This window comes from Sodalis ligni, from assembly GCF_016865525.2.
In the GTDB taxonomy this organism is placed as follows: Bacteria; Pseudomonadota; Gammaproteobacteria; order Enterobacterales; family Enterobacteriaceae; genus Acerihabitans; species Acerihabitans ligni.
The window spans coordinates 1,299,198-1,326,171 of record NZ_CP075169.1 but is presented as its reverse complement, the minus strand read 5'-3'; the positions used below and the strand labels follow the sequence as shown (position 1 = coordinate 1,326,171).

Annotated in this window: 25 protein-coding genes and 1 pseudogene; 17 read left to right on the top strand and 9 right to left on the bottom strand. The window is 56.2% G+C overall.

Annotated features, from left to right (window positions below):
- Positions 1–220: 220 nt before the first annotated feature.
- From aldA to GTU79_RS06175, 4 genes are all read left to right on the top strand, one after another.
- Positions 221–1,663 carry an aldehyde dehydrogenase gene (gene aldA / locus GTU79_RS06190; protein ID WP_132923043.1) on the top strand — a complete coding sequence of 481 codons (1,443 nt, stop codon included), beginning with the start codon at positions 221–223 and terminating at the stop codon, positions 1,661–1,663.
- A gap of 113 nt (positions 1,664–1,776) precedes the next feature.
- Positions 1,777–2,520: a (Fe-S)-binding protein gene (locus GTU79_RS06185; RefSeq protein WP_132923044.1), complete on the top strand. Its 744-nt coding sequence runs from the start codon at positions 1,777–1,779 to the stop codon at positions 2,518–2,520.
- 20 nt (positions 2,521–2,540) lie between these two features.
- Positions 2,541–3,935 carry a lactate utilization protein B gene (locus tag GTU79_RS06180; protein WP_132923045.1) on the top strand — a complete coding sequence of 465 codons (1,395 nt, stop codon included), beginning with the start codon at positions 2,541–2,543 and terminating at the stop codon, positions 3,933–3,935.
- Positions 3,932–4,492, top strand: coding sequence for an LUD domain-containing protein (locus GTU79_RS06175; protein ID WP_214513773.1), 561 nt, complete (start codon positions 3,932–3,934; stop codon positions 4,490–4,492). The genes GTU79_RS06180 and GTU79_RS06175 overlap by 4 nt, the downstream gene beginning before the upstream one ends.
- A 114-nt stretch (positions 4,493–4,606) precedes the next feature.
- Here the strand turns inward: GTU79_RS06175 and GTU79_RS06170 are convergent, their stop codons facing one another.
- From GTU79_RS06170 to GTU79_RS06150, 5 genes are all read right to left on the bottom strand, one after another.
- Positions 4,607–5,065 (bottom strand): hypothetical protein, encoded by a 459-nt coding sequence (locus GTU79_RS06170; RefSeq protein WP_253073498.1) that lies wholly within the window; start codon positions 5,063–5,065, stop codon positions 4,607–4,609.
- Between the two features lie 65 nt (positions 5,066–5,130).
- Positions 5,131–6,666, bottom strand: coding sequence for a pentapeptide repeat-containing protein (locus tag GTU79_RS06165; RefSeq protein WP_214513771.1), 1,536 nt, complete (start codon positions 6,664–6,666; stop codon positions 5,131–5,133).
- A gap of 270 nt (positions 6,667–6,936) precedes the next feature.
- Positions 6,937–7,479 (bottom strand): DUF1003 domain-containing protein, encoded by a 543-nt coding sequence (locus GTU79_RS06160; protein ID WP_203522494.1) that lies wholly within the window; start codon positions 7,477–7,479, stop codon positions 6,937–6,939.
- A 449-nt stretch (positions 7,480–7,928) separates the two neighbouring features.
- Positions 7,929–8,534: a hypothetical protein gene (locus GTU79_RS06155; protein ID WP_214513770.1), complete on the bottom strand. Its 606-nt coding sequence runs from the start codon at positions 8,532–8,534 to the stop codon at positions 7,929–7,931.
- A gap of 199 nt (positions 8,535–8,733) precedes the next feature.
- Positions 8,734–9,141 (bottom strand): ArsR/SmtB family transcription factor, encoded by a 408-nt coding sequence (locus GTU79_RS06150; protein ID WP_214513769.1) that lies wholly within the window; start codon positions 9,139–9,141, stop codon positions 8,734–8,736.
- A 113-nt stretch (positions 9,142–9,254) separates the two neighbouring features.
- On the opposite strand from GTU79_RS06150, the gene GTU79_RS06145 reads away from it, so the two are divergent.
- The 5 genes and pseudogenes from GTU79_RS06145 (at position 9,255) to GTU79_RS06125 (ending at position 13,910) form a co-directional block, all read left to right on the top strand.
- A complete protein-coding gene (locus GTU79_RS06145; RefSeq protein ID WP_203522498.1) occupies positions 9,255–10,004 on the top strand; it encodes an SDR family NAD(P)-dependent oxidoreductase in 750 nt (249 codons plus the stop codon).
- A gap of 125 nt (positions 10,005–10,129) precedes the next feature.
- Positions 10,130–10,813, top strand: coding sequence for an NAD(P)H-binding protein (locus GTU79_RS06140; protein WP_132923052.1), 684 nt, complete (start codon positions 10,130–10,132; stop codon positions 10,811–10,813).
- A gap of 288 nt (positions 10,814–11,101) precedes the next feature.
- Positions 11,102–12,309: pseudogene (locus tag GTU79_RS06135) on the top strand (IS256 family transposase).
- Positions 12,310–12,368: 59 nt separating this feature from the next.
- Positions 12,369–13,166 carry an AEC family transporter gene (locus GTU79_RS06130; protein WP_253073497.1) on the top strand — a complete coding sequence of 266 codons (798 nt, stop codon included), beginning with the start codon at positions 12,369–12,371 and terminating at the stop codon, positions 13,164–13,166.
- Positions 13,167–13,178: 12 nt separating this feature from the next.
- The gene (locus GTU79_RS06125; RefSeq protein ID WP_203522501.1) at positions 13,179–13,910 is read left to right on the top strand and encodes an SDR family oxidoreductase; all 732 of its coding nucleotides are present in this window, start codon (positions 13,179–13,181) and stop codon (positions 13,908–13,910) included.
- A gap of 27 nt (positions 13,911–13,937) precedes the next feature.
- Here GTU79_RS06125 and GTU79_RS06120 read toward each other — a convergent pair whose 3' ends face one another.
- Positions 13,938–14,912 (bottom strand): AMP-binding protein, encoded by a 975-nt coding sequence (locus GTU79_RS06120; RefSeq protein WP_132923055.1) that lies wholly within the window; start codon positions 14,910–14,912, stop codon positions 13,938–13,940.
- Between the two features lie 414 nt (positions 14,913–15,326).
- On the opposite strand from GTU79_RS06120, the gene metQ reads away from it, so the two are divergent.
- The gene (metQ, locus tag GTU79_RS06115; protein WP_203522503.1) at positions 15,327–16,142 is read left to right on the top strand and encodes a methionine ABC transporter substrate-binding lipoprotein MetQ; all 816 of its coding nucleotides are present in this window, start codon (positions 15,327–15,329) and stop codon (positions 16,140–16,142) included.
- Between the two features lie 353 nt (positions 16,143–16,495).
- Here the strand turns inward: metQ and GTU79_RS06110 are convergent, their stop codons facing one another.
- From GTU79_RS06110 to GTU79_RS06100, 3 genes are read right to left on the bottom strand one after another with little or no spacing between them, the layout of a single operon-like run.
- On the bottom strand, positions 16,496–17,314 hold the full coding sequence (locus GTU79_RS06110) for a MetQ/NlpA family ABC transporter substrate-binding protein (protein ID WP_132923057.1): 819 nt from the start codon (positions 17,312–17,314) through the stop codon (positions 16,496–16,498).
- Positions 17,315–17,331: 17 nt separating this feature from the next.
- Entirely contained in the window at positions 17,332–18,000 is a 669-nt protein-coding gene (locus GTU79_RS06105) for a methionine ABC transporter permease (protein WP_203522505.1), read from the bottom strand.
- Complete coding sequence (locus GTU79_RS06100; protein ID WP_132923059.1) at positions 17,993–19,018, bottom strand: methionine ABC transporter ATP-binding protein; 1,026 nt, start codon at positions 19,016–19,018, stop codon at positions 17,993–17,995. Before GTU79_RS06100 ends, GTU79_RS06105 begins: the two co-directional genes overlap by 8 nt.
- A gap of 366 nt (positions 19,019–19,384) precedes the next feature.
- On the opposite strand from GTU79_RS06100, the gene GTU79_RS06095 reads away from it, so the two are divergent.
- The 7 genes from GTU79_RS06095 to GTU79_RS06065 are packed head-to-tail and all read left to right on the top strand — an operon-like array spanning position 19,385 to position 26,854.
- On the top strand, positions 19,385–20,956 hold the full coding sequence (locus GTU79_RS06095; protein ID WP_420854170.1) for a TIGR04028 family ABC transporter substrate-binding protein: 1,572 nt from the start codon (positions 19,385–19,387) through the stop codon (positions 20,954–20,956).
- Positions 20,957–20,968: 12 nt separating this feature from the next.
- Complete coding sequence (locus tag GTU79_RS06090; protein ID WP_203522508.1) at positions 20,969–21,913, top strand: ABC transporter permease; 945 nt, start codon at positions 20,969–20,971, stop codon at positions 21,911–21,913.
- The gene (locus GTU79_RS06085) at positions 21,910–22,803 is read left to right on the top strand and encodes an ABC transporter permease (RefSeq protein ID WP_203522510.1); all 894 of its coding nucleotides are present in this window, start codon (positions 21,910–21,912) and stop codon (positions 22,801–22,803) included. The genes GTU79_RS06090 and GTU79_RS06085 overlap by 4 nt, the downstream gene beginning before the upstream one ends.
- A complete protein-coding gene (locus GTU79_RS06080) occupies positions 22,800–24,476 on the top strand; it encodes a dipeptide ABC transporter ATP-binding protein (RefSeq protein WP_203522511.1) in 1,677 nt (558 codons plus the stop codon). The genes GTU79_RS06085 and GTU79_RS06080 overlap by 4 nt, the downstream gene beginning before the upstream one ends.
- The gene (locus GTU79_RS06075; protein ID WP_203522513.1) at positions 24,473–25,531 is read left to right on the top strand and encodes a putative FMN-dependent luciferase-like monooxygenase; all 1,059 of its coding nucleotides are present in this window, start codon (positions 24,473–24,475) and stop codon (positions 25,529–25,531) included. Before GTU79_RS06080 ends, GTU79_RS06075 begins: the two co-directional genes overlap by 4 nt.
- The gene (locus GTU79_RS06070) at positions 25,528–26,640 is read left to right on the top strand and encodes an alkylhydroperoxidase domain protein (RefSeq protein WP_203522515.1); all 1,113 of its coding nucleotides are present in this window, start codon (positions 25,528–25,530) and stop codon (positions 26,638–26,640) included. The genes GTU79_RS06075 and GTU79_RS06070 overlap by 4 nt, the downstream gene beginning before the upstream one ends.
- Positions 26,630–26,854, top strand: coding sequence for a hypothetical protein (locus GTU79_RS06065; protein WP_203522516.1), 225 nt, complete (start codon positions 26,630–26,632; stop codon positions 26,852–26,854). The genes GTU79_RS06070 and GTU79_RS06065 overlap by 11 nt, the downstream gene beginning before the upstream one ends.
- Positions 26,855–26,974 lie beyond the last annotated feature (120 nt).

Sequence of the window (26,974 nt, the reverse complement as noted above, 5' to 3'; positions counted from 1 at the left end):
TTCGGGCCTCCTCCAGGAAATATTCTGTTTACAATCCATAGAATCTTCAATGAATTGCATTTGATTGTACAACCCATTGGCCGGTGTTTTTTTACCGCTGCGCCAATAAACAGTATCTTTCTATTCCTGTAATTTCCGTCATTGCAATACCTCGGCGGCGGGGTAATACTGCTTTTTGTATGCAACAATTAACCTACATATCATTAATGGAGTTGCAGCAATGACCATAAAACAGCAACAAATTTATATAAACGGTGAATTCATTTCCAACCCCGGTAACAAATGGATTGATGTGATCAATCCTTCCACCGAGGAAGTTATTTCGCAGGTCCCCGATGCCGGCATCGAGGAAGTCCGTAAAGCTATTGACGCCGCCGAGGCGGCGCAGAATGACTGGGAAGAGTTGCCGGCCCAGGAACGAGGCCAGTGGCTGCATAAAATCGCCGCCGGCATCCGCCAAAGGGAAGAGGAGCTGACCGCCATTATCGTCGCCGAGGGCGGTAAAACCCAGGGGCTGGCCAATACCGAAGTGCTGTTCACCGCCGATTACCTTGATTACATGGCAGAGTGGGCGCGGCGCTACGAAGGGGAAATCGTGCAAAGCGACCGGCGCAATGAACATATCCTGGTGTTCAAAAAAGCCATCGGCGTCACCACCGGCATCCTGCCCTGGAACTTCCCTTTCTTCCTCATAGCCCGTAAGGCGGCGCCGGCGCTGGTCACCGGGAATACCATTGTCGTCAAACCCAGCCAGCTGACGCCCAACAACGCCATCGCCTTTGCCGAGATCGTCCATGGGGTGGGGTTGCCTAAGGGGGTCTTCAATCTGGTGACCGGCCGTGGATCTGTCGTGGGCCAGGAGCTGGCGGCCAATCCCAAAGTCGGCATGGTCAGCCTGACCGGCAGCGTGGCGGCCGGGGAACAAACCATGGCGGCCGCCGCCAAAAATATCACCAAAGTGTCGCTGGAGCTGGGAGGCAAAGCACCCGCCATCGTGATGGCCGATGCGGATTTGGACCTGGCGGTGAAAAGCATTGTCGACTCCCGCATCATTAACACCGGCCAGGTCTGTAACTGCGCGGAACGGGTCTATGTGCAGGAAGAGATAAAAGACGCATTTATTTCCCGGCTGACCGCGGCCTTTAAACAGGTTAAGTATGGCGATCCGGCGAAAGAAAAACAGCTGGATATGGGACCGCTGATTGAAGCCGCCGCGCTGCAAAGCGTGCAGGAAAAGGTGGATAAAGCGGTTTCCCAGGGGGCAAAGGTGGTGCTGGGCGGGAAACGCGCCGAAGGCAAGGGGTATTTTTTCCAGCCGACGCTGTTGGTGGATGTACAGCAGGAGATGGATATTATGCATGAGGAAACCTTCGGTCCGGTATTGCCGGTCACCACCTTCCGCACCCTGTCCGAAGCCATTGCCATGGCCAATGACTGCGAGTTCGGCCTGACCTCGTCCATTTATACCACCGATCTGAACAACGCCATGGTGGCCATGAAAAAACTGAAATTCGGCGAAACCTACATTAACCGCGAGAATTTCGAGGCGATGCAAGGTTTCCATGCCGGATGGCGCAAATCAGGTATCGGCGGCGCCGATGGCCGGCACGGCCTGGAGGAGTATCTGCAAACCCATGTGGTTTACCTGCAATATCAGGCTTAAATCACACAAATAAAGCGGACGGGGGAGAATAATCGCATCATACGCGATACCCCCCATCGCCCCCGATCCGCTTATGGGAAGAATACCGATATTCCAGGGAGATGTGCCGCCTTATGAAAATCGCCTTGTTTATTCCTTGCTTTATCGATGCCTATTTTCCCGAGGTGGGCATCGCCACGCTGGAGCTGCTGGAACGCCTGGACTGTGAGGTGGATTATCCCCTGACCCAAACCTGCTGCGGCCAGCCCATGTCCAACAGCGGCTGCCAGCGTGACGCCGCGGGCTGCGAGGCCCTGTTCGTGCGTAACTTCAGCGGCTACGATCATATCGTGGCCCCCTCCGCCAGCTGTGTCCATCATGTGCGCGAACATCTGGACGCCATCGAACAAACCGACGACGTGCGGCGGGTGCGCCGCAACACCTATGAGCTGGTGGATTTTCTGCATGATGTCCTGCAGGTCAAGGCATTCCCCTGGGCGGCGTTTCCCCATAAGGTCGGCCTGCACAATAGCTGTACCGCCCTGCGCTCCCTGGGCCACGCTTCGGTATCGGAAGTTGACGAACCGCCGTTTTCAAAGCCCCTGGCCCTCTTGAGCGCGGTAAAGGATATTCAGTTCGCCCACCCCCGCCGCCCGGACGAATGCTGCGGTTTCGGCGGTACCTTCAGCGTAACCGAAGCGCCGGTATCGGCCAAGATGGGGTATGACAAAGTCAACGATCATAAAGACGCCGGCGCCGAATACATCGTTTCGGCGGATATGTCCTGCCTGATGCACCAGAAGGGCTGCGCGCAGCGTATGGGGGCGGAGGTTAAATTTATGCATATCGCCCAAATCCTCAATGGCGCCCATGCCTGAGCCCCGTACCGGAGACCGATATGAAAGCGATTGACCACGTTAAAGGCTCGCGGGAATTCCTGGCCAGCGAAAAGCACCAGACCTTCCTCGATCAACGGCTCTGGACCCTGCGCCAGCTGCGCGACGCCCAGATGAAGGCCCATCCGGAATGGCAGCAACTGCGCGATCTCGCCTCGCAAATCAAGGAACATACCCTCACCCACCTCGATTTCTATCTGGAGATGTTCGAACGCAATGCCCTGGCCAACGGCGTTAACGTCCACTGGGCCAAGGATGCGGCGGCGCATAACCGTATCGTCCATGAAATCCTCCGGACCCACGGGGTAAAAACCCTGGTGAAAAGCAAATCGATGCTGACGGAGGAGTGCGATATGCGCCCTTACCTGGCGGCGCGAGGCATTGATGTCATCGAAACCGATTTGGGGGAGCGCATCCAGCAGTTGGATAATGAGATGCCCAGCCATATCGTGGTGCCGGCGGTGCATAAGCTCTCCATCGACGTGGCCCGGGTGTTCGCCGATACCCTGGGCACCGATCCGGACAATGCCGATCCGCACTATCTCGCCGGGCAGCAGCGGGATAAAACCCGCCCGTACATTCTGCGGGCCGAGGCGGGCATGACCGGCTGCAACTTTGCCGTCGCCGAAACCGGCGCCGTCACCGTCTGCACCAATGAAGGCAATGCGGATTTGAGCGCTAACGTGCCGAACCTGCACCTGGTGTCCATCGGCATTGAAAAAATGGTGCCCGCCACGGCGGATCTGGGGGTGTTTATCCGCTTACTGTCCCGTAGCGCCCTCGGTTCGCCCATTACCCAATACACCTCCCATTTCCGCGCACCGCGCCGTGGAGGCGAGATGCATTACATCCTGGTGGATAACGGCCGCAGCGCGCGGCTGGCCATGGAGGATTTCTGGTATTCGCTGAAATGCATCCGCTGCAGCGCCTGCATGAATACCTGCCCGGTCTACCGGCGCAGCGGCGGCATCAGCTATGGTGCCGTCTATTCCGGCCCCATCGGCGCCATCATCAACCCCACCATGGATCTGAAAAAATACAGTACCCTGCCGTTCGCCTCGACGCTTAACGGCAGCTGTACCCAGGTCTGCCCGGTGAAAATCAATATTCACGAGCAGATTTTCAAATGGCGCGAGATAGTCGCCCGCAATAACGAGCTACCCTTTGCCAAAAAAAGCGCCATGAAAGCCGCCGGCAAGATACTCGCCAGTCCCGCCCTGTACCGGGCAGTAGTGGACACCGCCAACGCCGTAGTGCCTAAACTGCCGCGTATTCTGCTTTATCATCCCCTGAACGCCTGGGGCGAGGCCCGGGAAATACCGACATCGCCGCGCCAGAGCTTTCACCGCTGGTACCTGGAGCACCGACGCCCCATCGACAAGGATAAAAAGCCATGAGCGATCGTGATGAGATACTGCGCGCCGTGCGCAACCACGCCATGACGCCGGTGCCCCGGCCAGAGCTGCCTGATTTTGCCGATCGGTACCCGGCAACGCCGGAAGCCTTTGGCGTCTCGTTGGCTATCATGGGCGGCATATGGGATGAAAGTCTTATCAATGCGCCGTCGAATGGAGGCCCGGCGGATTATGCCGCGCTGTCCGGCTATATCCGCGGGCTGTTTCCTGCCGGCGGCGTGTTCTGCTCGGCGGTGCGGGGCATCGACGGCGATTTGGCCATAGGGCCGGATACCCCCGCCGGCGCGGTGGATCATGTGGAGGTGGGCATCGTCCGGGCCAAGTTCGGCGTGGCGGAAACCGGCTCCATCTGGCTGAGCGAAGCGGAATGCCCGGTCAATGCGCTGGGTTATCTGGCACAGCATCTGGTGGTGCTGCTGTCGGTGAAGGATATCTTGCCCAACCTGCACGCGGCCTACCGGCGCGCAGAGTTTTCCACCGCACGCTATTCGGTACTGATGTCCGGCCCTCCGCCACCGCCGATATCGAAGGCGTATTGATTCGCGGCGCCCAGGGCGTTCGCAGCCTGCGGGTCATCGGCCTGCCTGGATGAATGTTTGTTTTCTTGCCCCCGCAACTGGAAGCGTGAGATAAAAGTATCGAGCCCGACGTTATCAACACCATGCCGGCGGCAGGATACCCGCCAAAACGTCCGGGAAATTTTCGCGGATATGGCCAACCATTAAAAGTGATACCATGGCGCTGCAACTTTGGGCGCCTTCCAAGCCCAGCAGGCGGTTTTTCCAATTGGTAAAGGCATTTCCCTTCCCATTCATAAACACCTTCTTATCAAGGGCATTGGCTTTTTCCATCAATGCACAGGCATAGCGTCTGAGCATTTCCGGGGATTCATGTTCAGTGCCGAAAATCGCGCTGGAGGAATATTTCGTGAATACCGCCGCCAGGCTCAGCAGCGTTTTGGCCTGAACGTTATTACCGGCCGATGAGAGGCCATAGGCCATAATAATCTCGTCGTAATGCCCGCTGGTAAGGCTATAGTCGCCGGAATCCGTTGAATAGGTCAGTTTCGGGCTGAAGACTTTGCGCAATTCTTCCTGGCAATCCGGACTCACCAGCTTTACCTTTGACGTTTTGGAACGCGTTGCGGAGATAAATAATTCCTGCCGTTCCCCAAGCCCTAATATTTCAAGCAATTTTGCAAAGCTGGCGAGCTGTTCCGCAAAGCGATAAGGCGCCAAAATAATTTGAAATCCTGGTCAAACAGCGTTTTAGGAGGGTGATCGCTTGGCAGCAGATTTTCCCCCCGCCGGTTATACAGATAAAAACCATCCCATACGGGCTTGAGAGGGTCAGGATGCAGCATGCCTTGAAGGGTATGCGCAGAGAGCAGCATAACCGGCCCGTCAGGTCGAAAGGGGAAGAGTATATAATTCGCGGCGTGCTCATCCCTCCAGTCAGGCCGCTGGGCGCCATAATCGCCAAACTCATCCACAGCGGCATACGGTCGCACCCTTTCATGATTCAGGTACCTATCATAAAGCCGGATGATGCTTGCCTTGATAGCGTCGTTCCCCGTCTTCATCCCTTGGGCAACCCACTGGATAAATGCGCTGTTATGAGTAAACATCGGTTCCGGCTGATGTGAGAACAGGCCCGCAACCTGTTCAAGCCCGTCGTCACTCAACACCGGCAAGGCTTTCGTATCATATTGACCGAGGTAGCGATCGCAAACCCCATCCAGCCAGGCTGTGATGCCGGCATCACCGCTATAGGGAGCTTTAGACAAGACATCCCTCAAAAGAAGCGCCACGCTCGATACATCAACGCCTTGCAATGAATGCATCAATTCGCGGGCCATCTGTACTTTAACGTCAGCATACCGTTCATCAATGCTGTCCATCATGGTCAGCAGGCTGCCGTTCCTGCCGCTAGCCCTATGATCAAGAAAGATTTTTATATTGTCTGCATCCCAGAGGGGGAAGTAAAGCAACGGACCTTGCCGTGAGAGGTTGCTCAGGTTGGCCCCATTGAGTTTAGCTCCGTTCATATCGGCATTGCACAGGTTAGCCCCGGCCAGTTTAACGCCAGTAAGATCGGTTTCCCGCAAAATGGCATTTTTGAGAGAGGCTTCGCCCAGGTCAGATTTGCTAAGGTTGGACTCGCGCAGGTCGGCGCCGCTCAAATCGGCTCCGCGCAGATCGAGCTCGCGCAGGTCGGCTCTTCTCAAGTTAGCGTCGCGCAGGTCTATATTTCCCTGGTCCGTTAACGTGGTGGCGTAGCAGTCGAGTTTATACCGCTGACGTATCAGCAAAACGGTACATATACGGCAGAAGGCAATTTTATCCACCTGCGAGTCGACACTTTTGCCGTCCTTGCTCACCCGAATGGCGACGGGGCCGGCTTCATCATGGTTTTCTCCCGGCAGCATGAAGGTGACGGTATAGCCAGCATAATCAATGATAAGCGTTTGCGGAAGGATATAAGAATCTTTTGATGGCAAGGCGTTATCAAGAGCAGTGGCCAAGGCTTGCGTAAACGCATCATATTGCGCCGCGCGCTGCTTGCACAGATAGCCGGCGGTAAAAAAATTCACAATATGTTCCAGAATCCCCCGGAGGGAATTCGCGTCGGATCTCGCCGTTTCAGTGCCGATGCCTGCAACGGCTTGCGCCATGCTGGTCATTCGTGCTGTATTGATATTGATTAAAGGCATCTACCGCTCCCCGTGCGTCAAAGTCGCCCCAACGCATGATCCAAAACTCTTTGGCCAAAGTTAGCACGGTAACAATTGGGAGACTTGCAGAAAATACTCTCTTGATAGAGATGGCGAAGATGAGAATTTCAGTGGAATAAGACAGCTTTTTTATCTCTTTAGCGAAAACGTTATTCGGTACCCTGTGATTTAAGGGTAAGAACGTTTTTTAGCTATTTAGGTATCGCCACGAAGAATGCGGCGGCGCTTAAACAGTCTGACGGTTTTGCGTCAGGACGACGCTTTTTGCAACAGCTTGTCGTGCAGTTCGGCAGCCAGCACTTCAATACGTTCGCTCAGCTGTTTGGTCAACGCCGTCAGCTCGGTATTTTGTTCCAGCAGGGCCATCATCTGCGCGGAGGTTTGCGCCGACAGTTCCTGACGCTCCGCGTTGGCGACCGCCAGTGCCTCCCGGTGCTGGGCATCGGCATCGGCATTGGCCTTATCCCGTTCCGCCTGGCGCGTTTGCGCCAGCAATATCAACGGCGCGGCGTAGGCAGACTGCAAGCTGAAGGCCAGATTCAGCAAGATAAACGGATAAAGGTCGAACTTGGCGAATCCCGAGACATTCACCACTATCCAGGCGACAACGATGAAGGTTTGCGCGCCGAGAAACACCGGCGTACCAAAAAAACGCGCAAACGCTTCCGCTTTGCGGGCGAACCAGCCGTTGCCGAACGGCGCGGCAAGGTGATGATTCCGCCGGTGGAAGCGCAAATGATCAACGAGCTGCGGTTTATTGTTAGACAGCGCCGGGCCGGTTGGCTTTTCCATATTATCCCCACTAAAACCATTAAGATTGAATGAAAACGTTAAATGCCGCATATGATAGCCGACAGAAGGCGTCACTGACTAACAACCAATTATGACCATTTGTTTACCCATAGCGTACAGGATATTCCCAGGGTATACCTCCTCCCAAACACTGAAGATAAAACGGCAATTCTTGACTAAGTAATGGTCGTTCAGTAACATTTTCAAAATGATTTTTTATAGAATTTATACTCGGAAAAGTAATGGGCTGATAGGAATTGCGGTTTTTTAAATGCCTGTCTAGGGTAAAATCCATATCGAAAATAACCGAAATATTATTTTCCTTGCTCCATTTAAGTCCTAATTTGGATGACCTTCTAAAAACATGCTGCTGAAAATACCTGCAATTCGCTCTTTATTGGGTGATTTATAGTTCTGCAAGGCAATAAAACCCTCCGTATCACCCAATATCATAAACTTATCAAATAAAACCTTATATCTTTTAGTTCATTTGAATTCAGTTTCGGGCCTACGGCATGATTTTTTAACCAGGCATTTAAAATTTTCGCGATTGGATAGCGTGTGTTTTGCGACTCTTTTCTCAATGCCGACTGCAGTGAAATGAAGTCATATTCCCGTTGAAGGTAAGCGGACCAGGAGCGCAGTAAATACCTGGCGGTTTCATCATCGATTTGCGTCGTCTGGGCAAACTGCCTGACCGCGCTACCTCTGACCTTTATACCTTTTTGAATTTCAAGTATTTTATTTGAAGATAAGTTACCATGGGCAAGCATGAGCGCTCTGTTAAGCAGGTCGACGGTGATTTTATCGACGCCGTCCGCCCGTTCAAGATCCCGCACCCCCATGAATCCATACATCAGGGCGACAGGCCTAGGTTTGCGCTGCGCATCGCTTTTTACGTTTGCGGCGGCAAGGCTGTCATTAGTGACCTTGACCAACCCGCCTGCCAGTTTAGCGTTTGTCGCCATGCCCGGAGTCTCGGTTAATCCAGCAATACAGGGTGTGACGGTAAATTTTTGCTTTAGGCCGTTATTCGTTTTAGAAACATTATCCATGTCAAAAATCCTCGCCGGCGGCCGGCATATACAGGTCATCAATTGTGAAAAGTGAGGTATATATCGCGACAGCCGCGATAGGGATGGTTCCAGCTTAATCAGGATGAGAGAAGGAATATATCTTTTGAATTCAATATAGGATTAAAAAGTAATGTCCCGGCAAGCAAACATATAAAGGGGCGACATGACCACCGGGGCGTTATCCCTCGGCAGGACGGCTTTCCGGCAGACTATCACTATCGGCTCCCTGGCCGGCCTCGCGATCCGCCAATCTCGCCCGTTGGTATTGAGCGGTATAAGCCTCGATAATGGCGCTGATCAGCCCGCCGAAACGCTCATGCAGATCGTCATGGCGCGGCATATTGTACATTTCCACGCCCTTGCGGACGCTGCGTATAAGCCCGGCTTCCCTCAGCACCTTGAAGTGCTGGGACAACGTGGATTTAGGTACGCAACGGTCGCTGACTTCCAGAAATGCCGAACAGGTTTGCGCGCAATCGCCCCGGGCGATTTCTACAAAAATCCGGGCGCGCACAGGATCCGCCAAGGCATGCAGGATACCCTCGACGGTAAAATCACTGGCTGCGGGGTGAATTATCGGTCTCATGAAAATATTTATAACAGAGTATTGACAAAGAGTCCATTAGTTCATATTTTACGAACTATACTAGTTCAATAAAACCGAACTAATGTACTTAACCTTAATCTTCGGAGCCCCACATGAGCCAACTTACAGATAAAATCGCTATCGTCACCGGCGCCTCCAAAGGCATCGGCGCCGCCATCGCCAAGGCCTATGCCGCCGCCGGCGCATCAGTGGTGGTGAATTATGCCTCCAGCCGTGAAGGGGCCGATCGGGTGGTGGCGGAAATCGTCGCCAACGGCGGCAAAGCCGTTGCGGTGCAGGGTGACGTGGCCAAAGCAGCCGACGTGCGCCAGCTGTTTCTTACCACTAAAGACGTATTCGGCGCACCGGACATCCTGGTGAACAATGCCGGGGTCTTTAAGTTCGACTCTATCGAAGAAGCCACCGAAGCGGAATTCCATCGGCAATTCAATATCAACGTGCTGGGGATTTTTTTAGCCGTCCAGGAAGCGCTGAAATATTTCGGTCCGCAAGGGGGCAGCATTATCAATATCAGCTCAGTGGTCAGCACCAACCCCACAGCGGGTTCCGCCATCTATTCCGCCACCAAAGGCGCTGTCGATACTCTCACCGTAGAGCTGTCGCGGGAATTGGGTCCCAGACATATCCGGGTTAATGCCATTGCGCCGGGGGGCGTGGAGACGGAAGGCGCGACGACGGTCGGCGTGGTGGGCAGCGATTTTGAAAAGACCCTGGTGGCGCAGACGCCGCTGGGCCGCTTCGGGCAGCCGACGGATATTGCTAAAGTGGCGGTATTCCTGGCCTCCGACGACGCGGCCTGGCTGACCGGCGAACGGATCGCCGCATCCGGCGGCTGGCGCTGAGCCTGCGGCTGAATCACTTGCTTTATACTTTACCCCGCATATAATTGAGTGATTACTCATTTATAGATGGCGCAACCGGTGTCCGCCCGTTATGCCATCGGCTTAAGGCCGGCGGAGAACAAGGTATGAAAGTAATTATCTGGGGAGCCACCGGCATGGTGGGTCAAGGCGTATTGCGGGAATGCCTCCGGGCTGAAGATGTGACTTCTGTTATCGCGGTGGGCCGAAAGGCCCCCACCGTTCAGCACTTCAAGCTGCAAACCGTCATTCAGGAAGATATGCTCCATTATGGCGCCATCACCTCAACGCTTACCGGACTTGACGCCTGCTTTTTTTGCCTCGGCGTCAGCTCCGTGGGCAAAAGCGAGCAGGAATATACCCGGATTACCCATGATATGACCTTGGCCGCCGCCACGGCGCTGGCAGCGCAGAATCCGTTGATGACATTTGTTTATTTGTCCGGCTCCGGCGCCGACAGCAGCGGCAAAAGCCGCACCATGTGGGCGCGGGTGCGGGGCGGCACGGAAAATGCCTTACGGACGCTGGCGTTTAAGAGTGTCTATATACTTCGGCCCGGCATCATACTGCCCCGGCACGGCGCGGTGTCCAAAACTCCCTTTTACCGCTTTTTTTACAGTTTCCTGGGCCCGCTGCTGTCATTGATTCGCCCCCTGTGGCCCGGTGCTATTCTAACCACTGAAGTAATGGGGTTGGCGATGCTTAATCTGGCCCGCCGGGGATTTCCGGAAACTCTGCTGAATTCCAGGCAAATCAACGACCTTGCCCGGGAAAAGCTCCCGTTATCCTAGACTGAAAATTGTGCAACGTTTACATCCTGTAATGGTATGATAAATATCATGACGATTTATCCTTACCAGCGGGAAGGAACCGACAGGTAAACATGTCGGATATTCTCCGGACGATGCACATGATTGATGTTCTTATAAAAGCGTTCTCATTCTTTCTGATCATTGTTGTAGGATATCTGTTAAAAAAGTACGGAGTGCTGCAGCGATCCGACAGTATGAGCCTGTAAATTAAATTGTGTAATTGCCTGTTTTTGATATCGTTATCCGAACAGCGGAGACAGGCAAATTATGGACGAGAAGAAACTTCAGGCACTTGCTACAGAACTGGCCAAAGGCATCAAGACTGAAGCTGATCTCAATCAGTTTTCACGTATGTTGACTAAGCTCACCGTGGAAACGGCGCTGAACGCCGAACTCACTGACCACCTTGGGCATGAGAAAAACACGCCTAAAACCGGCACCAACACCCGTAACGGGTACTCCTCAAAAACATTGCTTATCGATGACGGCGAGATCACGCTAAACACGCCACGTGACCGTGAAAGTACCTTCGAGCCGCAGCTTATCAAGAAGAACCAGACCCGTATCACCCAGATGGATAGCCAGATTTTGTCTCTTTATGCCAAAGGCATGACCACGCGTGAAATCGTCGCGACGTTCAAGGAAATGTATGACGCTGACGTGTCGGCCACCTTGATATCCAAAGTGACGGATGCCGTTAAAGAACAGGTAACCGAATGGCAAAATCGTCCGCTGGACTCACTGTATCCCATTGTTTATCTTGACTGTATTGTGGTAAAGTCCGGCACAATGGTTCGGTGATAAATAAGGCCGTTTTCCTTGCCTTGGGTATCAATACCGAGGGCAAAAAAGAGTTGCTCGGCATGTGGTTGGCAGAAAATGAGGGCGCGAAGTTCTGGCTTAACGTACTGACCGAGCTGAAAAATCGTGGGCTTCAGGACATCCTTATCGCCTGTGTGGATGGCTTGAACGGCTTCCCGGAGGCGATAAACAGCGTCTACCCGCAAACACATATCCAGCTTTGCATTATCCACATGGTACGCAACAGCCTGAAATTCGTCTCGTGGAAAGACTATAAGGGCGTTACTGCCGGGCTGAAAGCCGTCTATCAATCGCCGACGGAAGAAGCCGCCCTGATGGCGCTGGATGCGTTCGCAAACGTCTGGGACGGTAAATATCCCCAGATCAGCAAAAGCTGGCGGGCCCACTGGGAAAATCTCAATACCTTCTTTGGTTATCCGCCCGATATCCGCAAGGCAATCTACACAACTAATGCGATAGAATCACTCAATAGCGTGATCCGACAGGCTATCAAGAAACGCAAAGTGTTCCCGACGGATGACTCGGTACGCAAAGTGATATACCTCGCGATACAGTCGGCGTCGAAAAAATGGAGCATGCCGATTCAAAACTGGCGGCTGGCGATGAGTCGTTTTATTATTGAGTTCGGTGACCGGCTGAACGGTCACATTTAATAAGGTGGCAATTACACAGAATTATTTACAGGGTCGACAGTATCGCCTTGTCGAAAATAATGATGAATCTCACTCTGCCGGCGGCGGTTATCAACGGATTCTCCAGTTTTAATGTGGATCACAGCCTGCTGATCCTGGTGGTTATCGGTTTTGTCTGTAATATTCTGCTATTGTTCGCCGGGTTTATGTTGAGCCGTAAACGGGACAACGATACAAAAGTCTTTTATATGATCAATTCCCCCGGCTATAACATCGGCTGTTTTACCCTGCCGTATGTGCAGAGCTTTTTGGGGCCGGTGGGGATTGTCGCCACCTGTCTGTTCGATGCCGGCAATTCCATTATCTGTACCGGTGGCAGCTACGTGGCCGCATCAAATGCCATCGGCACCAGTACCGGATTAAAAAGCACGTTCCAACGACTGTTCTCCTCCATTCCCTTCGATGTGTACGTCCTGCTGCTGCTGGCCGCCCTGTTCGGCTATCACCTGCCCAGCCAGGTGACTATCCTCACCACCATGGTGGGCAATGCCAATCCCTTTATCGCGATGCTTATCATCGGCATGATGCTGGAAATCAATATCGACCGTTCGCAGCTGAGAAGCGTCTATAAAGTGCTGGTGCTGCGTTACGCCGCCGGCGCGCTCTTCTCGGCGCTGTTTTATTTTTGCACGCCGCTGCCGCTGGAAATCCGCCAGGTGCTGGCGGTAACGGTATTTGCGCCGGTCTCCTCACTGGCGCCGGTATTTACCGCCAGAGCGAGCAAGTTCGGTTCCGTTTCCAGCTTTACCGGTTCCATTTCGGTTTTCATCAGTATTATTATTATCACCACCTTACTGACGCTGATGCATGTGGGATAAGAGGACAATGTCATGAACATTGAAGGGAGCATTGCCCTGGTTACCGGGGCGAATCGGGGCCTTGGCCAAGCCTATGCCCAGGCTCTGCTGGCGGCGGGCGCGGCCAAAGTCTATGCGGCGGCGCGGGATCCCGCCGGCGTTGCCATTACCGACCCGCGGCTGATAGCGGTAAAACTGGATGTGACTTCCCGGCAGGACGTCACGGCCGCGGCGCGGCAGTGCCCGGATGTCACTCTGCTTATCAATAATGCCGGCATTCTGTTGCAAAGTCCGATACTGGCGGAAGGCGCCGAAGAGGCCATGCGGCAGGAGATGGAAGTGAACGTTTACGGCGTGCAGCGGATGATCACGGCATTTGCGCCGCTGTTGGCCGCCAACGGCGGCGGCGCCATCGTCAATATGCTGTCAGTGGTAAGCTGGTTTACCTCACCGCTGAACGCCATCTACGGCGCGTCCAAGCATGCCGCGCTGGCTGTGACCGACGGGGCGCGCATTCAATTGCATGATCAAGGGACACAGGTCGTCGGCGTTTACGCCGGGTTTATCGATACCGATATGACAACCCACATCGACAGCGCCAAGGTCTCCCCCGAACAGGTGGCCGAACAGACGCTGGAAGGCATCCGCCAGGGACAAAATCATGTGCTGGCGGACCAGCGCGCCAAGGATGTGTGGGCGAGTCTCCGGCGGGATCCCGCCCTGATGGAAACCCAGATGCTGCAACTCTGGCAACGGCAGGCTTGACATCGTTTTGAATCAACTGCCGGACGCTCAATGTTCCGTGCTTTCGGCAAGCATCAGCCGGGTGCCCGCATCGCTGCCGTCGCCATAGAGCAGATGCCGGGGCGGCCCATATTGCAACACCCGCCGCATACTGTGCGCATTTACCGATTCCCCTCCCACCAGCAGATAATTGAGCTGACCGAAACAGTCGGGGCGGATACTTGCCAGCAGATTGAACATGGCGGGAGAGGCGCGCAGAATGCTGATGGCAAATTCCCGCAGAGCCGTTTCGAACCGGCGGGGATCGTTAACCCAGCTGTCGGGCATGACCACCGTTGCCGCGCCGTTAAGCAGCGCGCCCCAGATTTCAAACAGCGACGCCACAGCGGTCATGGGCGCGATGGCCGCTACCCGGTCTTCATGATTAAAACGAACATGCCGCGAGTCCAGGGCCTGGCGAAAGATATCAAGAGGATAAACCGGGATGGTTTTCTGAATATCCGACCGGTAAAACCGGTGTGAGGGCTGTGAGATGCCGTGACGCAAGGGAATGAAATCCTGATCGTTTCCGTCCCCCACCGCCACCTGTTCGAAAACGATATAGCGCGTCGCCAGGGAGCGTCGAAGCGTTAAGGCATCAGAGAGGGTTAATAAAACCCGCGAGTCCCGCAATATCCCATTGAGCCGATCGTCCGCTAAGAACGGGTCAAGCGGTAAACAGCAGCCACCGGCCAGCATAATCGCCACCTGGCAGGTAATATGCTCAATGCCGGGAGGCAGCATGATCCCGACCGTGGTGGCCGAATCCACCCCCTGATGGCGCAGATAAGCCGCCAGTGAGACGGCATCCCGCGCCAATTCCCCATAGTGCAAAATCCGCTGGGGGGTGATAATGGCGGGCCGGGTCTTGTTAAGGGCGGCCTGTTGCAAGAACAGCTCGCTCAACGCCAATTCGGCGGGATAGGCTGAAAGGGTCGGGTCACTGATGCTCCTGCTGCGAGCATACGCGGAAAGTTGTACCATGCTGATCACCTGGGAAATAGGCTACGGGTTAAAATGGACTGCTGGTTAAACAGTATGGTCGAAATAACATTACAATTGTATTAATTGATGTAAAATTATATATATGTGAAGTTAGTCGCTATAGACGTAACATAAGCAACACATTTTTTATTTTTATACAAGTTGTGCGAAATCATAATAACCCCCGTTATTTCTTTCCAAGCAGGCCCTAAGGAGGATTCATAAGCTTGACACCGGTGCAGGCAATCGTTTGCGTCCCTTGGTGGTATTCATCAATGGAATATCACAGAACAATTTGATATTAACTAATGCACAATCGGCAATAAAGTCATGCCGGGTTTTGCGGTACTCTTGTCGGTAAGGATAAATACCTTCCTGGGCAAAATAAATTAATTATTCCGGAGTTTTCTTATTATGTCATCAATATTAAAGTGCCTGGCCCTGGCGGGCATTATTGCTTCGTCTTTGACGTTAGCCGCCTGTGATAAAGCCGATAAAGACGCTAACCATATTAAAGTCGGTATTAGCGCGGGTATCGATCAGCCGTTATGGGATGCGGTAAAAAAAGTGGCTAAAGAGAAGTATAACCTGGACGTGGAAACTGTCACCTTCACCGACTATGTGTTGCCTAACGAGGCGCTGAATTCCGGCGATACGGATGCCAATTCTTTTCAGCACGGCCCTTATCTGGCGCAGCAGATTAAAGAACATGGTTATAAACTCGCGGCGGTGGGCAAGACATTTGTCTATCCCATTGCCGGTTATTCACGCAAATATAAATCCGTTGCCGAGTTACCGGATGGCGCTCAAGTGGCTATTCCCAACGATCCCACCAATCTGGGGCGTTCATTATTATTATTGCAGAAAACCGGTCTGATCTCGCTGAAAAACGGCACCGGCCTGCAGCCTACTTCGCTGGATATCGTCGATAATCCGAAGCATCTTAAAATTGTCGAAATTGAAGCGGCCCAGCTGCCGCGTACGCTGGATGACGGCAAAGTGGATCTGGCGGTCATCAATACCAACTATTCGACGCAGATTGGTTTATCTCCTCATAAAGACGGTCTGTTTATCGAGGATAAAGAGTCGCCTTACGTTAATTTGATCGTGGCGCGAGAGGATAATAAAGACAGCGATAAGGTGAAGAATTTGGTGAAGGCCTATCAGACCGATGAAGTGGCCGCTGCGGCGGATAAAATTTATCACGGCGATGCGGTAAAGGGCTGGTAAATTTTTACAGGCGCCCGGCGGGGCGGGAAAACCACGCCCACTTCGACCCGGCCTCGGCAAACACGCTCTCCCTTCAACACGTTCGCTGTACGTTCGGTGATCGCGGGCCTACCGAGCTGTGGGGCGCTCCGGCGGGGCGGGAAAACCATGCTCGCTTCGACCCGGCCTCGGCAAACACGCTCTCCCTTCAACACGTTCGCTGCGCGTTCGACGATCGCGGGCCTACCGCGCTGTGGGGCGCTCCGGCGGGCGGGAAAACCACGCCCGCTTCGACCCCATCAGCACGGTCTCCCTTTAACACCTTCGCTGCACGTTCGACGATCGCGGGCCTACCGCGCTGTGGGGCGCTTGATTTAACCGTTGACCGGAATGACCGCGCCTTTGTATTTCTGGCGGATAAAATCCTGGATGGTTTTGGAGTGGAGCACCTTCACCAGCGCCTTGATATCCGGTTTGTTCTCGTCTCCGCGATGAACGGTAATGATATTGGCGTAAGGGTTATTTTCGCCGCTTTCAACCGCGATGGGATCTTTTACCGGATTGAGTCCGGCATCAATGGCATAGTTGGCGTTGATGACCACCGCGTCCCCTTCATCATTGTTATACATCTGCGGCAGCAGCGAGCCTTCTATATTCGGCAAGAACTGAAGATGTTTCGGGTTATCGGTGATATCGGTTATCCGCGCATCCACCTTGCTGACGCCCGGTTTCAGTTTAATTACCCCTTCCCGTTCGAAGATCGACAGGATTCGCCCCTCTTCCGCCACCGAATCGCGCATGATGACCTTGCCGTTCTGCGGCAGGTCCTTCAGGCTTTTATAGCGTTTTGAATAGATGCCGATGGGTTCGATATGAATCGCGCCGGCGCTGACGAAGTCATAGTTTTTATCCCCGGCATGATCCTTGAGCACGCTGTTAAGATATGGCACATGCTGAAAATAGTTGGCATCGATGTCATGGTCCGCAAGGGCGGTATTGGGCAGGATGTAGTCCTGGAACGGTTTAATCTCCAGGTCGATGCCTTGTTTCGCCAGTATGGGTTTTGCCTGCTCAAGGATTTCAGCATGGGGTACATTGGATGCGCCCACCCTGAGCGTATCGGCCCAGGCCGAGGCGGAGAGGCTGAGGGCGGCAAGGGTGGCGGCGGCCAGTATTGTGAAGGTTTTATTCATGGTTTATCCCGGTCTGTTTAACGTTTATCAAGCAGTGAGGTGATGACGTCGCCCAATAACTGAATGACGAACACGATGATCAAGATCATCAGGGTCGCCACCAGGGTGACGTCGTTGTGGTTACGCTGGAATCCTTCCAGATAGGCCAGATTTCCCAATCCGCCGGCGCCGATAACACCGGCCATGGCGCTGTAGCTCACCAGCGCAATCAGGGTGACGGTGATGCCGGAAACCAGGGCGGGCGACGACTCCGGCAGTAAAACCCGAAATATAAGCGTACCGACGCGGGCGCCCATGGCGCGTGATGCCTCGATGACGCCTTTATCCACTTCCCGCAGGCCGATCTCCACCAGGCGGGCGTAAAAAGGCGCGGCGCCGACAATCAGCGCCGGCAGGGCCGCGTTGGCGCCCAAAATGGTGCCGATTAGAACCTTGGTAAAAGGGATCAGCAGCACGATTAAAATAATGAAGGGGATGGACCGGAACACATTCACCAGCGCCGAAATCACCCGGTAGGCGGCGGGACGCTGAAACAGTCCGCCGCGGGCGGTGAGAAACAGCGCCAGTCCCAGCGCGATGCCCAGCGCAAAGGTGGCAATGCCCGACAGCGCGGTCATATAGAGGGTTTCCGCGGTGGCCGCCCATACTTGATCGAGCTGGACGTGTGGAAAGAAATGCTCAAGCATGTTCCACCACCTCCGCGGTAATGTTGTGTTGACGCAGATCCGCCAGAATATTGTCGAGCCGGCCGGGATCGATTTCAGCATGCAGCCATAATTCGCCAAAGATGCCGTTGGCGGTCTGCGTGACATTACCGTGCAGGATGTTAAACGGCAGGTTATAGCGCAGCGTCAGCTCTCCCACCACCGGCCGGCGGACGCTCAGGCCGAGAAACGTCAGCTTCAATACCACGCCGGGCAGGTTTTGCAGCAGTTCCGGGGCTAAATCCGGCAGCGGTTCCCGGTACTGGCTGACCTGCTTCACAAATTGCCGGGTAATGGGCTGCTGCGGATGGGTGAAGACATTCAAGACGTCGCCTTCTTCCACTACGCGTCCGTTATCCATCACCGCCACCCGTTCGCAAATCTTGCGCACCACATGCATTTCATGCGTGATAAGCACAATGGTGAGATTCAGCCGGCGGTTGATATCCAGCAGCAGGTCGAGTATGGAATCGGTGGTTTGCGGATCCAGCGCCGAGGTGGCCTCGTCGCATAACAGTACCGCCGGGCTGTTCGCCAGCGCACGGGCGATACCCACACGCTGTTTTTGCCCGCCGCTGAGCTGCGAAGGGTAGGCGTGTTCCCGTCCCTGCAAGCCCACCAGCGCGATAAGTTCCGCCACCCGCTGCCGGATGGCGGCCTTGGGCGTGCCGGCTATCTGCATGGAAAAAGCGATGTTTTCGCTGACGTTCCGTGACCACAGCAAATTAAAATGCTGGAAAATCATGCTGATTTTCAACCGCGCCTGCCGCAGGCTTTCGCCGCTGGCCCGGGCGATATCCTGCCCGGCCACCAAGACCGACCCAGCGCTGGGCTTTTCCAGACCGTTCAGCAAACGGATGAGGGTGCTTTTCCCCGCCCCGCTATAGCCGATAATGCCGTAGATCTGGCCTCGCTCTACCCGCAGGCTGACATTATCGACGGCGACGATGGGCTCATTATTATCTTTGAATACCTTAGAAACGTTCGTCAGAACGATCATAACCCGTCGATCCTTTTTTCCGCCGCTGAATAAACCACATTATGCCGATTAATTATTTTGATTATTTCTTATTCACTATTTAGCGGGCTAATAATCCTCGGGATAATAGGATAAGCCGTAAGCGGGCTGAAGAAACGATATCGTATTAGTTATAGTTAATTCTTCTTATGCGTTTTCAATTTTGAATATTGAAATAAATTCTTTTGCCGGACCTTTATTTGCCGGATATTGACTTTGATCATATTTAAGCAGGCACTACATTTGACCGTCACTACTTAAAGGAAGTCATTATGCAGAGTATATTCCGTTTGAGCGCTGTCGGTCGCGGCCTGGCACGGGGATGGCGTTAGCCCTGGGGATGAGCTCATTAAACGCCCTGGCCGTGGAAAACGCGCCGGTAAAGGCGGCACCCTGATTTATCTTGAGCAGCAGGCGCATACCAATCTCTATCCGCCGGCGGGGGGATTTTACCCAAACGGCGGCATTCTCAACCAGATTACCGATAAATTGACCTATCAAAACCCCAAGACCCTGGCCATCGAGCCCTGGATTGCCGAATCCTGGACCAGCAACGACGATAAAACCCAATACACGTTCAAAATCCGCCCCGGCGTGACGTTCTCCGACGGGAAACCCCTGGACGCCGCCGCCGTGGCGAAGAATTTCGATACCTTCGGCCTGGGGAATAAACAGCTGCATCTGCCGGTATCCGAAGTCATCAATAATTACGATCACAGCGAAGTGATCGACCCGCTGACCGTTAAATTCTATTTTAAGAAATCATCGCCGGGATTTTTGCAAGGTACCTCTACCATCGGCTCAGGCTTAGTCTCGCCGGCCACCCTGGCGCAGAATTTCGATGCGCTGGGTGATGCCCGGCATATCATCGGCTCAGGCCCCTTTGTGGTGAGCAATGAAACCCTGGGCCGGGAGGTAGATTTGCGGGTTCGGGACGATTATCGCTGGGGGCCGAAAACGCTGGCGCAGCAGGGCCGGGCGAACCTTGACGGCATCAAGTTCATTATCACGCCGGAAGACAGTGTGCGCATAGGGGCGCTGCTGGCGGGCCAGGCCGACTTTATCCGCCAGGTGCAGGCCTATGATGAAAAACAGGCCGAGGGGCAACATTTTATCATCTATGCCGCGCCGACCCGCGGCGTCAACGACGGCATCTCATTCAGGCCGGAAAATCCGCTGGTAGCGGATGTGCGGGTGCGCCAGGCGCTGCTGCACGCCACCGATGCCGGTCAAATCGTCAATACGCTGTTTTCGCCGCACTATCCGCGGGCGACCTCGGTGATCGCCGCGCCGGCGGCGGGGTATATCAATCTGGCGGATAAATTGACCTACGATCCGCAACTGGCCGCGCAGTTGCTGGATCAGGCGGGCTGGAAGCCGGGTACGGACGGTATACGCCAAAAAGAGGGTCATTCGCTGGTGCTGTCGGTGTATGAATCGCCGCCGCAGCCGCAGAATAAAGAGGTGCTGCAGCTGGTTTCCCAGCAGTGGAGCAAAGTGGGAGCGCGACTGAACATCCTGGCCGGCGATGCCGGCAGCAAAACCGCCGACAGCCTGGACCCGCTTAAAACGCCGGCAAACGTGGTGGAAGTGGGACGGGCCGATCCGGATGTGATTAAAAGCCAGTTTTATCCCACCAATCGCGACGCGCTGCTGCAAAAAGGCGGCCTGAGCAGCAAGGTGCAAAACTTCAGCGACGATAAGCTTAATTCTCTGCTGGTGGCGATTTCAGCCGAAGTGGATGGGCAAAAAAGACTGGCGCTGGCGGGAGAGGCGCAAAAATATTTGCTGGATCAGGCCTATGTGATCCCGATATTTGAAGAGCCGCAGGTCTTCGCCGGCGCACCCTATCTTAAGGGTGTCAGCTTCGAGGCCGTCGGCCGGCCGGCATTTTACGGCGCCTGGCTGGATAAGCATTAAGGAGCGCAGAGTATGCATCGTTATCTGTACGGTCGCCTGGGACAGGCCCTGCTGGTGCTCTGGGCGGCGTTCACCCTCTCTTTTTTCCTGCTGCAGGTCCTGCCCGGCGACGCTATTCTGATCAAGTTCCAGAATCCGGACATGGGCCTCAGTCCGGCACAGATCGCCGATATGCGCGCCGTCTATGGCGCCGATGCGCCGCTATGGCGGCAATATCTGCACACCTTGGTGGATTTTATCCGCGGTGATTTCGGTTACTCCGTACAGACCGGGGTGCCGGTGGCGCAATTACTGACCACCAATCTCCCCCCTACCCTACGGTTGGCGGTGTGCGGTTTTCTGCTGGCGGCGATATTGGCGGGCGGCATGGCATTGCTGGCCGGACTGACTTCCGTCCGCTGGCTGAGGGGAATATGGCATGCCCTGCCCTCCATGTTTATTTCGGTTCCCACCTTCTGGCTGGGCATTGTGCTGATTCAGGTGTTCTCATTTCGGCTCAAATGGGTGCCGGTTATCAACCCCGGCGAATGGGCAGGGCTGATATTGCCCATTCTGACCCTGGCGGTGCCGATTTGCGCGCCCCTGGCGCAAATCCTGATTCGCAGTATCGATGAGGTCCAAACCCTGCCGTTCGTCGCGGTGGCTCGGGCCAAGGGCGCCAGCCGGGCCGGCGTGCTCTGGCGGCATGTGGCGCGCAATGCGGTGCTGCCGGCGCTCACCATCGCCGGCTTGCTGTTCGGCGAGCTGATCGCCGGCGCCTTGATAACCGAAACGGTGTTCGGCCTGAGCGGCCTGGGCCAGTTGACCCAACAGGCGGTGAACAACCAGGACGTGGCGGTGCTGCAGGCCATTGTGGTGATTTCCGCCACGGCGTTTGTGGTCATCAATCTGCTGGTGGATCTGCTGTATCCCCTCCTTGATCCCCGACTGAAAATGCCCGCCGGAGCCGCCCTATGAGCAGTCTGCCGCTGAACACCCAAACGCCACCGCCATCGCCTTCGGCCTCTCCGCCGCCCGAGGCTGTAACCCCACCCCGTCGCCGCCCCCGGTTATTCCGCTGGCAGCCCGGCCTGGCGCTGTCCTGGCTGGTGATGGCAGTGGTGATTCTGTGGGCCCTTGCCCCCGGACTTTTCACCCCTTACAGCGGCACCGACGGCATTGCCGGCGCACAGCGGCTGGCGCCGGCGGCCGGTCACTGGCTCGGCACCGATCAGTTGGGGCGCGATCTGTACGCCCGCATCGTTTACGGCGCGGCCTGGTCTCTCTCCGGCGCGCTGGTGGCGGTGGCGCTCGGGCTGACGGCCGGCACCGCCCTTGGGGTCATTGCCGGCGCGGCTGGACGGGGCACCGACAGCCTGATTATGCGTTTTATTGATGTTCTGCTGTCCATACCCGGCCTGCTGCTCTCCCTAAGCATTATTATCCTGCTGGGCTTCGGTACCGTCCATGCGGCTATCGCCGTAGGCATCACCTCCATCGCCAACTTCGCCCGCCTCGCCCGGGCGGAAGTGGTGCGGGTGCGGCACAGCGACTATGTGGAAGCCGCCTACGGCAGCGGCGGCACCTTTGCCGCCGTGCTGTGGCGCCATATCCTGCCCAACTCCCTGACCTCGGTAACGGCGTTTTCCGCCCTGCAGTTCGGCAATGCCATCCTGGCCATTTCCACCCTGAGTTTCCTGGGCTACGGCACCCCGCCGCCGACGCCGGAATGGGGTTTATTGATTGCCGAAGGCCGGAATTACATTTCCACCGCCTGGTGGCTGACCACTTTCCCCGGCCTGGTGGTGGTGCTGGTGGTGCTTGCCGCCAATCGAATCAGCCATTCATTCGCCAGGAGCCATCGATGAGCCTGATATTAGCGCGATCCGACACGTTGATTCCCCAACGTGAACCGGTGCTGGAGCTACAGGATCTTTGTATTGCCTACCGCAGCGGCGGCGAACAGCGGCGCGTGGTGCATGACGTCTCCTTTCGCCTTTATCCCGGTGAGGTGCTGGCGCTGGTGGGAGAGTCCGGGTCCGGCAAAACCACCACCGCCCAGGCCATTATCGGCCTGTTGGCGGAAAACGGCCGGCGGGAGCGGGGAACTATCCGTCTGAACGGAGCCGATATCAGCCGCTGGCCGCAACGCCGGCTCGATGCGCTGCGCGGCGTGGGCATCAGCCTGATACCGCAGGATCCTTCCAGCTCCCTTAATCCGGTGAAGACCATCGGCAGCCAGGTGGCGGAAATTCTCGATATCCACCGCCGCCTGCCCCGCCGGGAGAGGGATGCCAAAGTGATCGAACTGCTGACCCGGGTCGGCTTATCCCATCCGGCGCAACGGGCCGGCCAGTATCCCCATGAGCTTTCCGGCGGCATGAAGCAGCGGGTACTGATTGCCATTGCCGTCGCGCTGCAGCCGGCGCTGATCATTGCCGACGAACCCACCAGCGCCCTGGATGTCACGGTGCAAAAACGGATCCTTGACCTTATTGACGAACTGCGCCGGGAGTATGGCACCGCGGTATTATTGGTGACCCACGATCTGGCGGTGGCGGCCGAACGGGCCGACCGACTGCTGGTATTGCGTCACGGGCGGGTACAGGAACAGGGCAACACCGCCGACGTGCTGCGGGCACCGGCCAGCGCCTATACCCGGCAACTGTTCGCCGATGCGCCGGCCCTTGCCGCCGTAACGCGCATCCAGCCGCATCGGCTGCACGCCGCGGCGCCCATCATCCGGGTGGAGGAAGCGGCTAAAAATTTCCGCCTCGGCGGGGGCGGTGAAGTGCGAGCGGTGGACCGGGTATCCTTTGTGGTGGAACGCGGCACTACCCATGCGCTGGTGGGGGAGTCCGGTTCGGGCAAGACCACTTTGGCACGCATTCTGCTCGGCTTTCAACGGCCGGATGCAGGTAGAGTGCTGATTGACGGCATTGACATTACCCGCCTTAAGGGCGAGTCCCTGCGGCAGTTTCGTCAAAAAATCCAGTTGGTCTACCAGAACCCGTTCGGCTCGCTCGATCCGTCCTATACCCTGTTTAGGATAATCGAGGAGCCCTTGCGCAACTTCGCCCCCCTCTCCCCGACGGAACGGCGGCGCCGGGTGGAAGAGACGGCCGACCGCGTCGCGCTTCCTTTGGCGCTGCTGGCACGCCGGCCACGGGAATTATCCGGCGGACAGCGGCAGCGGGTGGCCATTGCCCGGGCCCTGGTGCTGCAGCCGCAGATCCTGGTGCTGGATGAAGCGACATCGGCGCTGGACGTCACCGTACAGGGGCAGATATTGGCGCTGTTGCAGCATCTGCAAACCGAGCTGGGGCTCACGTACGTCTTTATCTCCCATGACCTGGCCACGGTACGGCAAATCTCACACAGCGTTTCGGTCCTGTTCAAGGGCCGGCAGGTGGATTGCGGTCCGGTAGCCGACATATTCGACCATCCCGGGGCGGACTATACCCGGGAGTTAATCAACGCCATTCCCGGCCGGGGCGGAACCCTCCTTCCCGCGCCGCGGCAATCGAGGACCGATGCATGACGGCTAAACGTTTAGGTTTTTTCACCCGCCTGCTGGATAAAGCCGCTCCGCGGCAGCGCTACCTGCTGGCGGCGGAGCAGATTATCCATGCCGAGGCGCAGGGTTTTGATACCGCCTGGGTGGCCCAGCATCACTTCCATGAAGACGAAGGCGGCCTGCCGGCGCCGCTGGTGTTTCTGGCCCATGTGGCGGCGCGGACCCGGCATATCCGCCTGGGTACCGGCGTCATTACCCTGCCGATGGAGCTGGCGCTGCGGGTAGCGGAAGATACCTCGGTACTTGACCTGCTGGCGGAGGGACGCCTGGAAGTCGGACTCGGGTCCGGCGGCACGCCGTCCTCTTTCCCGCCGTTCGGCCTGCTCAGCGACGAACGCGCCGCCGCCTATGCCGACAATCTTGCCATCCTGCGATCGGCCTGGCGCAACGAGACCTTGAGCGACGGCAGCAACCGCCTCTATCCTCCGGCCCCGCAGTTGGCCCGCCGGGTATGGCAGGCCACTTTCTCCGTTGACGGCGCCGCCCGCGCCGGAACCGCCGGCGACGGGCTGATGTTATCCCGCACCCAGCCGCGTCCCGCCGATAGCCTCGATTTACCCCTGGACGAAATCCAGAATCCCATTATCGATGCCTACCTTGATGCCCTGCCTGCCGGGGCGACGCCGCGCATTCTCGGGTCACGCACCGCCTTTGTCACCGACAATCCCCAACAGGCCCGGCAGCTGGCGGAAGCGGGACTGCGCCGCCAGGCGGAAAATGCCCGCGCCAACGGACAACCCCTTGCCGGCGACCGGCTTGATGATTTTATCGCCGCGTTTGACGTCCATCTCGGCAGCGCCGAACAGGTACTGGCCTCCCTGCAACGGGACAGCGCCTTGGCGCGGGTCACAGACCTGGCGTTCCAGGTGCACTCCATCGATCCGCCCCATTCTTATATCCTGCGATCCATTGAACTGATTGCCCGGCAGGTGGCGCCCGCATTGGGATGGATACGACAACGCCCCGCGACGGAGTTGACGCCGCCCCGCACCGACCCTTTACCTGAGGACATCAGATGACACATACCCTAACGGCGGCGGATCTGCTCGATCGGCTGGCAAACATTGCGCCGGACTCGCCGCTGGCGGCGGCGCGCATTACCCGCGATGCGGCGACCCAACATATTCAGGGCAGCTATCTGGCACTGTTCGCCGACGACGGCATAGATTTTAGCTTGCCGGATCGGCTGGCGGTAGCGCGCCAGGTAGCTGAGTGGCATGAAGACAGCCGTTTGACCGCACATTATGCCGGTCGTCTGTCCAATCCCGATCCGGGTACCGGCGGCTCCCGGCTGCAAAGCGCGTTACATCACGCCGAACGGCTCAGCCGCCATCCCTCCGCCGCCACGCCGGCGCATCTGGAAGAGCTGCGCCGGGCGGGCTGGGGGCCGGATGCCATTGTCACCTTGTCCCAGTTGGTGGCCTATGTCAGCTTCCAGAGCCGACTGCTGAGGGGTTATCGTTTGATAGCCGGACAGCCCGTGGACAACCCCCTGCCTCTGCCGGTGGGCGCCGCCGCCTGGCGTACCGTCGGCGCCACCCACGGCGGCCGTCCCGCGCCCCATGCATTTACCCAACGGGAGCTGGGCTGGGAGCCGTGGCTGGCCGCCAAGCCGCTGAAGGAATTCACCTTGCAGCAACAGGCGACCCTTGAACACAATGGCCATGCCGATTCCGATTATTTCCGCCTGCTCGGCCGCAATCTGCCGGTCCTGGAGCAACGCACCCTCACCGATAAAGGCATCTTCTATACCGCCGGCGGCCTGGCGCGCCTGGAACGGGAACTGGCGGCGGCGGTGGCCAGCAAAGTCAACGGCTGCATATACTGCGCCTCGGTGCATGCCCGCAAAGCCGCCCAATTATCCAAACAGCCGGATGACATCCAGCGCCTGCTGGACACGCCGCCAGGGGGCAAATTGAGCGCCGGCCAATCCCCCCGCTGGCAGGCGGAAATCGATTTTGCCGCGGCGTTGTCCGCCACCCCCGCCGTGGCCGCGCCGGAGCATATCGCCCGGCTGCGGGAGTTGGGGTTAGGCGATCTGGAATTGCTGGATCTGGTACAAGCCACCGCCTTTTTCGCCTGGGCCAATCGTTTAATGCTGACACTGGGAGAACCCTTTGAGAAATAAGTATCGGCAATATAAAAATATTCCGGCGTTTTATTACAGCCAATCTGCCATAGGCAATGGCAATGGCAATGGCAATGGCAATGGCAATGGCAATGGCAATGGCAATGGCAATGGCAATGGCAATGGCAATGGCAATGGCAATGGCAATGGCAATGGCAATGGCAATGGCAATGGCAATGGCAACATGCTTGACGCACGAGAAGGCCAATCATAGCTGTATTTTATCTAACGTAATGCAATTTACGTATTAAAACATGCTGGTTATTTGCCTGCATAAATAAGAGCTGCTTACCGGCTGCATATTATAGATTAAATGGTTATTACCCATAACAGA